Here is a 5873-nt window from a genome sequence, read left to right as displayed (position 1 = left end):
AATAATTCCACTCGAATACGATATTCCATACTTTCTCTCCAATTTCCATTGATAATTGATAAACCTGTAATTCCTCTAATTTCATTTTACATTTTTTTAAATTAACACTATTTAATAACAACCCAAACCAGTCCACAGTCCACAGTCCACAGCCTTCAGTCGGTAGCCAAGAGCTAAAAACTAAAAGTTAAAACCCAAAACCCAAAACCCAAAACCCAAAACCCAAAACCCAAAACCCAAAACCCACCCAATGACAATTAATGACAACTTAATGACCACTAAATGACCACCCAATGACAATTAATGACAACTTAATGACAACTAAACGACCACCCCCTAACAACCCAAATAACATAATTATTCCTTTTCGTTACTAACTTCATATTTTGTAGGTAAACCATCTTTTCTCAAAAGTTCATTTATTTCTTTTTTCAATTCAATCATCTTTAGTTCTCTGCCGACTGAAAGTTTATTCCATTTTTCAAGTTTATTCATTTTATCTTTTAGATCTTTTTCTGCCTGTTGCTGATTATCAATATCTCTTAGTGTACCTATCATTCTTATAGGTTTGCCGTCTTTATCCCTTGAAATTACTTTGCCATGGTCAAAAAACCATTTCCATTCTCCCGTTTTGTTTTTTATTCGGTGTTTATTTCTATAGAACTCTGTTTTCCCGTCAAAATGTTGTTGTAAATCAAAGCTAACTTGTTTTGCATCATCAGGATGAATTTTATTTTCCCACCATTTTATATTTGCTTCTATTTCATTAAGTTTATATCCTAAGCTTTTTGGTAATATTTCGTTATATATTTCTTTGCCTGAGGGAATATCCCAATCCCACCAACCAAGATTTGCACCTTGCATAACAAGTTCTAATTGTTCATTTTTTTCTATTATTTCTTTTTTAGATTTTTTTTCTTTACTAATATTTCTAACAGTTGCTTGAAGGAACATTTTATCACCCATTTCAATTTTTGTAAGTAATACTGTTGTAGAAAATTCTTTTCCGTTCAAATTTTTATGTCTCCATTCAAAAAAGTTTGAACCTTTATTTGTCGCTATCTCTATCATTTCCTTTGCCTTAACGGATGAAAGTTGACCATCAGCTTGTTTCTTGGGAGATATCTCCCATGGTCCTAATGATTTTAATTCTTTTAAACTTTTAATTCCAAACATTTTCATGTAAGCAGGATTTCCGGAAGTAAATTTCCAGGTAGGGGGTGCAAGTGTCATTATTGCATCTTTTGATGAAGTAAAGAGTGTTTTATATATCTCTTCACTTTCTCGTAATCTTTTTTCTGATTTTTTACGTTCGCTAATATCTATTGTGGATTCAACAGCATACGCAATTTCACCTTCTTTATTGTAAACAGGATATGCGTAAGTCTCATAATATTTTATACTTCCATTTGATGATGTTAATTGATTTTCAGATTTAGCATTTATCCCTTTTTCGAAAACTTGTTTGACAGCACAATTTTTACATATCTCTTTATTGTTTTGATAAACTTCGTAGCATTTTTTACCTATTATTTCTTCTTGTTTTAAGCCTTTAATTTGAAGTAATTTTAAATTAGTTAAAATAATTTCAAAATTGCTGTTAACAAGATGTGTGGGATTAGGGTTATGATTAAATATTGAATTAAATCGTTCTTGACTTTCCAACAACGCTTCCTCTGTTTTGTTGTTTTTACTCCTTCCTAATTCCTTAACTTTCTTTTGCAGTATTTCATTCTCTTTAAGCAATTCCTCTTTTGTTTTTTCCTGATTTTTCATAGAAATATTTTTTACTCAAATAATTAATTGTAAGCTTTTGCAGTCGGCAGTTCTCAGTTCTCAGTCGGCAGTCTTCAGTTCTCAGTCGGCAGTCGGCAGTCTTCAGTTCTCAGTCGGCAGTCGGCAGTCTTCAGTCGGTAGCCAACAGCTAAAAACTAAAAGCCAAAAACCACACTACCCAATAACCACTCAATGACAATTAATGACAAATAATGACAACTTAATGACAATTAATGACAACTTAATGACCACTTAATGACAACTAAACTACCACCTCCTAACAACCCAAAACCAGTTCTCAGTCCACAGCTGAAAACTAAAAACTAAAAACTAAAAACTAAAAACCTCACTACCCAATAACCACCAAATGACAAATAATGACAACTTAATGACCACCAAATGACAAATAATGACAACTAAATGACCACCTCCTAACAACTCAAACCAGTCCACAGCTAAAAACTATAAACTAAAAACTAAAAACCACACTACCTAATAACCATCAAATGACAAATAATGACAACTTAATGACCACCAAATGACAACTTAATGACCACCAAATGACAAATAATGACAACTAAACGACCACCTCCTAACAACCCAAAACCAGTTCGCAGTCCACAGTCCACAGTCGGCAACCAACAGCTAAAAGCCAACAACTCATAATTGATAATTTGTATTCAATAACTTTCAACTTTCAACTAATCCCCATCCTCTCTTCCAATTCCTTCACTCTGTCTTTAAGCTCTTTTATTCTTACTTCTCTTCCTTCAAAAAATTTATTATATTTTTTTAATTTATTATTTCTTTCTTCTAATTTTTCTGTTCTTTCTTTAACGAGTTCTTCAAGATGTTCGCGATATTTTTTTAGTTTTAGTTCTGCGTTTTTTCTTTCGTTAATTTCTAATTTCAAATTTTCAGTAGTTTCATTCAAATCTCCTAAAATAGATAAAGTTGCCAGCCTTTGCTTTTCACTTTTATCAAAGGTTTTTTTTAATTTTTGTGATTCGACTATTTTTTCGTCTTCCAATTGTTTTTTCTTTGTGATATCCGTACCAATAGAGAGAAGTCCTAATATTTTCCCTTCATTATTTTTTAGTAAGGAATTTTTCCAACTGAACAATTTCTCGGAACCATTTTTACATAAAATATGATTCTCATAGGATGAATAATTAGGCATTCCTTCTAAAATTTCTGAAAATATCTTGGGGATTATTGGAATATCACGTTCGGGGATAAAAAGAGAAAACCAGTTTTTTCCTATAATGTCATTCTTTTTAAAATCTGAAATTTTTTCGGCATATTTATTAAACAAAGTAATATTGGCATCCTTGTCTAATGTAACCATGAATGCGTTAGCAGTATCCAAAATGTTTTCAGAAAAACTCATTGCAGACTTCAGTTCAGCAGTACGTTTAAGCACATTTTTTTCAAGAGAATTATGCGATTCATGTAACAATCTTTTGGCTTGCTCTTGTTCGATAATACTCTTTTTAATGAATCGGAAAGCTACAATGATTGCAATAACTCCTATTAGCCAAATCAGAAAAAATGATAGTATAGCATTTATTTTTGCTTTTTGTTTTTCTGCATAATAGGAGTTTAATGGTATTGTAACACTTACACCTCCACGCACATCCCCGATTTTATAACCCTGATGACCATGACATTTAAGACAGCCTTCAACTGTAATCAACGGTTGCATCAAACGCAAATATGTATTAGAATCTGATTCTATAAATTCGAGAACTTCAGTTTCTCCTTTTTCAAATAGTTCAAGTGCTTTTTGTTCCCATTCATCGGGGGCATTTTGCTCACGTAAAGGCAATAAGCTGGTAATATGACCGAATACGCCATAGATTTCAGAATAATCTTCGTTCATTTGACGAAGTGCCCAAGCAGGATTCATCAGTGTTAGTTGCACACTGTCGGGAGTTGTGATGTCTCGTTCAGGAATATGTGATAGATATGGGCTTGGAGTAGTTCGCTCAGTAATGGGAACATAAAATCCTCCATGTGAAGCTGACCAAAATCGAAATATCTTATCCTTTTGAAAATGGGTGCGAGCTTCATTAATAGCAAGATTGTAAACAGCTTTTTTTTGTGTAACAAGGTTTTGAATTAATAAGAATATTATAATCAATGTCCAAATTATTGCCAAACCCCAGAAATATTTTGCCACTCTTGTTTGAGATGCTTTGCTTTCAACTTTTTTCTGAATAGTATTTTTCATAATTAAGTTACAATTTTATATTGAGGTTTTTTACCAGATTCTTCTAATAGCTTATTAATTTCTTTTTTTAATTCAATAATTTTTAGCTCCCTATTAACAGTAGCATCATTGAAAATCTCTAATTCTTGCATTCTCTGTTTTAGATTATCTTCTACCTGCTTGCGTTCTGTAATATCTTCCGCAACTTTTAGATAATTGATTATTTTGCCTTGTTTATTTAAAATTGGAGAAACCGAAGCGGCTTCCCAAAATAGTTCTCCGTTTTTCTTTTTATTATGAAACTCTCCATGCCACTCTTTGCCAGACGAAATTGTTTTCCATAGTTCTTTATATATTTCATCAGCTTGTTCACCTGATTTAAGAATTCTTGGGTTTTTACCTTTTGCTTCTTCTAAAGTATAGCCGGTAAGCTCCGTAAATTTAGGATTAACATATTCCATATTTCCTTTTTTATCGGTTATGGCAATTACTGATGGGCTTTGTGTTACTGCTGTGGAAAGTTTTTGTATTTCCTTTTCTGCTTTCTTTTGTGCTGTGATATTTTTACCGAAAAAAGCAATAAATTTTACATTACCGGAATCATCGAAGATTGGATATGAAGAATTAAGATAATTTATTCCATTACGTCCATCTTCCCATTGTAAAGACTTTTTGCTTTCTATTATTTTGCGAATAATAAGCATTCTGCTTTCTCCAATATCAGAAGGGAGTATATCTCTAAGTTTTCTGCCAATAAGTTCATCTGTTCCTATACTATTTTCGAGTGCTTTATTAGCCATGACAATTGTTCCATCATTTTGCATCAAACCAGCAACATCTGATGTGGCATTCATAAGTGTAGATAATTTTTCTTCACTTTCAATTAGTGCATTCTTTGCTTGTTTGCGTTCTGTTATGTCGCGTATAATACATTGAATGCTGATAATTTCATTTGATGATTCACTGAAATTAGGGCTTGCTGTTGTTTCAACATAAAAAGGTTTTTTGTTTTTTGGTTTGTATTGAAACTCAAAAGATGTTGTTTCCTTTGTGGTGATAATATTTTGAAATATTTTTTGTAAATCGTTTATTTTTTGTTCATCTACGATATATTTTGAGAAATGTTGTCCAATTTCTTCGTCAGGATCGAAGCCACCAAATTTTTTAACATTCTGGCTACAGTAAAGTATTTTTCCATCCAACGAAAATCTTACAATTACATCTTGTAAATCCTCAACGAGTGTTCGATATCGCTCCTCACTTTCCAGTAGTTTATCTTCATCTTGCTTACGCTCTGTAATATCAACTGATCTGCCCTGAAAACCAATAAATTTTTCATCGCTATTTAATAATAGGTTAGCTCTAATTTCAACATCTATTAAAGTGCCATCCTTTTTAATTTGTTGTACTTCGAATATGGATTGCTTAACATCTCCTTCTTTATGTTTTGTAACTAATTGTTCAGCCACATTTTGCATTGTCTTTATTCCTTCAGGCTTTGTAAAAACAGATGGTTTTAGTCCAATAAATTCTTCGGGTGTATAGCCTAAAAACTTTAAAATTGCGTCATTAACAAATGTAATCTTAAATTCCAAATCTGTTGTCCAGATCGTATCTAGTGTATTTGTGGTAATAAGACGGTGTTTTTCTTCACTTTCTTTTAGTGCTTCTTCTGACTGTTCGCGTGTGGTGATGTCTATTGTGGTTTCAACAGCATACGCAATTTCACCTTGTTTATTGTAAACAGGATATGCGTATGTCTCATAATATTTTATACTTCCATTTGATGATGTTAATTGATTTTCAGATTTAGCATTTATCCCTTTTTCGAAAACTTGTTTGACAGCACAATTTTTACATATCTCTTTATTGTTTTGATAAACTT

General features: G+C 32.1%; 3 protein-coding genes. All 3 read right to left on the bottom strand.

Translation table 11 applies throughout. The features are described 5' to 3' along the window. Nucleotides 1-357: 357 nt before the first annotated feature. Nucleotides 358-1776, bottom strand: coding sequence for a PAS domain S-box protein (locus U9R42_01240; GenBank protein ID MEA3494638.1), 1419 nt, complete (start codon nt 1774-1776; stop codon nt 358-360). Nucleotides 1777-2473: 697 nt separating this feature from the next. After that, complete coding sequence (locus tag U9R42_01235) at nt 2474-4009, bottom strand: DUF3365 domain-containing protein (GenBank protein ID MEA3494637.1); 1536 nt, start codon at nt 4007-4009, stop codon at nt 2474-2476. Nucleotides 4010-4011: 2 nt separating this feature from the next. Continuing rightward, nucleotides 4012-5873: PAS domain S-box protein (locus U9R42_01230; protein ID MEA3494636.1), on the bottom strand; the 1862-nt coding region annotated here is incomplete at its 5' end.

The organism is Bacteroidota bacterium (assembly GCA_034723125.1).
In the GTDB taxonomy this organism is placed as follows: domain Bacteria; phylum Bacteroidota; class Bacteroidia; order CAILMK01; family JAAYUY01; genus JAYEOP01.
The sequence above is the reverse complement of the archived record's forward strand: the minus strand, read 5'-3'. Positions and strand labels throughout refer to the sequence as shown.

Excerpts from the sequence above, each read along its gene's own strand:
- U9R42_01235 (MEA3494637.1), bottom strand. The coding sequence starts at position 4,009 with ATGAAAAATACTATTCAGAAAAAAGTTGAAAGCAAAGCATCTCAAACA.
- U9R42_01240 (MEA3494638.1), bottom strand. The coding sequence starts at position 1,776 with ATGAAAAATCAGGAAAAAACAAAAGAGGAATTGCTTAAAGAGAATGAA.